Origin of the sequence: Streptomyces purpurogeneiscleroticus, assembly GCF_020024005.1 — a bacterium.
GTDB lineage: Bacteria > Actinomycetota > Actinomycetes > Streptomycetales > Streptomycetaceae > Streptomyces > Streptomyces purpurogeneiscleroticus.
Genome location: NZ_NHSG01000416.1, coordinates 1 through 2,742 on the forward strand (window position 1 = coordinate 1; position 2,742 = coordinate 2,742).

The window sequence follows — 2,742 nt, forward strand, 5'->3', positions numbered from 1 at the left end:
ATGACCGCATCCCGCACCGTCCTGCTCACGGGGGCCGCCGGCGGCCTCGGCACCCTGATGCGCGAACTGCTGCCTTCGTACGGCTACCGACTGCGGCTCTTCGACCGGCTGCCCATCGAGGGCGAGCTCCTCGGGGTCGGCGCCCAGCGCCGCGTACCCCTGGCGGCACTCCGTACAGAAGCACAGCGACATCAGGTACTGCGCCGCGCCGCTCAAGGGGACGCCGCCGGTCTTGTCGTGCGCGTGCAGGTGGGCGAGGCCGTACCAGCCGCAGGACTCCAGCTCGGTGCCGCGGGTGTGCGGCCGTACAGCGGCCTCGGCGGCCAGGGTGACGAGGTAGTCGTGCACTTCGGGGCGGGCGATGCAGGGCGCCCAGGGGTAGGCGTCCCCGTAGGCGTTGCGGACGACGGACTCCGGGTGCTCGGCGCCCAGCCGGGAGTTGTGGGCCAGCACCACCCAGGAGTGCACCTCCAGGCCCGCTTCCGTGAGGGCGCGGGCGGCCTCCGTGTACGGGTCGGGCCCCGGGAGCCAGTCCTGCGCATACGGGCGCAGCGCGCGCCCGGCCCAGCGCTCCGGGGACGGCGGGTAGAGGACGGCGGAGTGCCGGGCGGTGACGACACGGTGCTCCGGGTGGCGCGGGGTGAGGGCGCGGGTGGAGTGGTAGGCGGCGGCGAGGGTGGCCTGGGCGACGCCGAGCCCGGCGGTCCGCCGCGCGGCTTCCGGGTCACCGACGACGTCCCACGGGTAGAGAAAGGCGGCGGCACGCATCGGGATCCCTTCGAGGAACTGCATCCGCAGAGACGCATTCATGGCCAGCATCCATCCACATGAACGCGATGACGCTAAATCAGCGCACAGAGCGGGTCAAGACCCCTTACTCGTACACCATCTTGACCGGAGCACGACCCTTCTTTACGTTGACGCCCATGACCGCATCCCGCACCGTCCTGCTCACGGGGGCCGCCGGCGGCCTCGGCACCCTGATGCGCGAACTGCTGCCTTCGTACGGCTACCGACTGCGGCTCTTCGACCGGCTGCCCATCGAGGGCGAGCCGGACGCGATCGTCGCCGACCTCGCCGACAAGGAAGCGCTGCGCGAGGCGGTGCGCGGGGTCGACGCGGTGATCCATCTCGCGGGCATCTCCCTGGAGTCGACGTTCGAGAAGATCCTCCGGGCCAACATCGAGGGGACGTACCACCTCTACGAAGCGGCCCGCGAGGAAGGCGTGCGGCGGATCGTCTTCGCCTCCTCCAACCACGCCGTCGGCTTCACCCCGCGCCCGCGCGACGGCTCGGCCGCGATACCGGTGCACACCCCGCGCCGCCCCGACACCTTCTATGGACTGTCCAAGGGCTTCGGGGAGGACCTCGCGTCGCTCTACTGGGACCTGCACGGCATCGAGACCGTCTCGGTGCGCATCGGGTCCTGCTTCCCGCGGCCCACCTCCGTACGGATGCTGTCCATCTGGATGAGCCCCGCCGACTGCGCCCGGCTGCTGCACGCGGCGCTCACCGCCGAGGACGTCGGCCACACCGTCGCCTACGGTTCCTCCGCCAACACCCGGCTGTGGTGGGACCTGAGCAGCGCCCGCGCGCTCGGCTACGAGCCGCAGGACGACTCCGAGGAGTACGCCGCCGAACTCCTCGCGGAGCAGGGCGCACTGGACCCGGAGAACCCCGAACACGCACACCTCGGCGGCGCCTTCTGCACGGACCCGCCGGTCTGGCCGTACTGAGATCCGCTGCCCGCCAGTGGCCGGTGGTGGCCGATCGTGGCATACCGCACGGAACTCCGGGCGGCGTCCTCGCGTCCTTGAAGGCGTAACAACCCCTTGCAGGAACGAGGAACACCATCATGGGCATCGTCAGCTGGCTCGTACTGGGGCTGGTCGCCGGCGTCATCGCCAAGGTCCTGCTGCCCGGCCGGGACCCGGGCGGCCTGGTCGGCACCACCCTGACCGGCATCGTGGGCTCGTTCGTGGGCGGCTGGCTCTCCACGAAGTTCCTCGACCGTCCGATACCGAAGGACTTCTTCGACCCGGCCATGTGGGTCGCCTCCATCGCCGGCGCGCTGGTCCTGCTGATCGCGTACCGGCTGCTCTTCGGGAACTCCCGCGCCCGGAACTGAAGCCCCGCGGCGGCGGGAGGCGATCGAGTGGGGGTAATGGAACCGTAAAGCGGTGCCGGTCGTTACTGGGAACATGACCGCTATGACTCCTGGCTCGAATCTCCCGCTCTCCGCAGCGCGGGTCGCGGTGGACGTCACCGCTCCCGTGCGGCTGGACGTGTCGGGCCTGCTGCTGACCGCCGACGGCAAGGTCCGCTCGGACGACGACTTCGTTTTCTACAACCAACCCAGCGGTCCCGGCGTGACCCACACCGCGGGCACGAGCGGCGGTGGCGACACGATCACGGTGGACACCGCCGCCGTGCCGCCCGCCATCGACAAGATCGTCGTCACGGCGAGCCTGGACGCGCCGGGCGCCACCTTCGCCGGCACGGAGCCGACGGCGACGGTCCGCAGCGCCGACGACGGCAGCGTGCTCGCCACGTTCACCCCGCCCCAGCTGGGCTCCGAGACCGCCCTGGTGGTGGTCGAGGTCTACCGCCGCGGTGACGCGTGGAAGGTCCGCGCGGTGGGCCAGGGCTATGCGAACGGCCTGGCGGGCATCGCCACGGACTTCGGCGTCAGCGTCGAGGAGCCCGCCGCCCCGGCCGCGGCGCCCGTCGCGCCGCAGCAGC

The 2,742-nt window shown here is 71.4% G+C and carries 3 protein-coding genes and 1 pseudogene; 3 read left to right on the top strand and 1 reads right to left on the bottom strand.

The window, feature by feature from the left end; translation table 11 throughout:
- Window positions 1-768: pseudogene (locus CCS38_RS30725) on the bottom strand (hypothetical protein); the annotation flags it as partial.
- 158 nt (window positions 769-926) lie between these two features.
- On the opposite strand from CCS38_RS30725, the gene CCS38_RS30730 reads away from it, so the two are divergent.
- The 3 genes from CCS38_RS30730 to CCS38_RS30740 form a co-directional block, all read left to right on the top strand.
- On the top strand, window positions 927-1,736 hold the full coding sequence (locus tag CCS38_RS30730) for an NAD-dependent epimerase/dehydratase family protein (RefSeq protein WP_223736602.1): 810 nt from the start codon (window positions 927-929) through the stop codon (window positions 1,734-1,736).
- Window positions 1,737-1,855: 119 nt separating this feature from the next.
- Entirely contained in the window at window positions 1,856-2,128 is a 273-nt protein-coding gene (locus CCS38_RS30735; protein WP_030264565.1) for a GlsB/YeaQ/YmgE family stress response membrane protein, read from the top strand.
- A gap of 73 nt (window positions 2,129-2,201) precedes the next feature.
- Window positions 2,202-2,742, top strand: a 541-nt coding sequence (locus tag CCS38_RS30740) for a TerD family protein (protein WP_223736603.1), incomplete at its 3' end; no start/stop codon positions are given.

Bases quoted from the DNA above. Each gene is read 5' to 3' on its own strand.
- CCS38_RS30730 (WP_223736602.1), top strand. From the start codon at position 927: ATGACCGCATCCCGCACCGTCCTGCTCACGGGGGCCGCCGGCGGCCTC.
- CCS38_RS30735 (WP_030264565.1), top strand. From the start codon at position 1,856: ATGGGCATCGTCAGCTGGCTCGTACTGGGGCTGGTCGCCGGCGTCATC.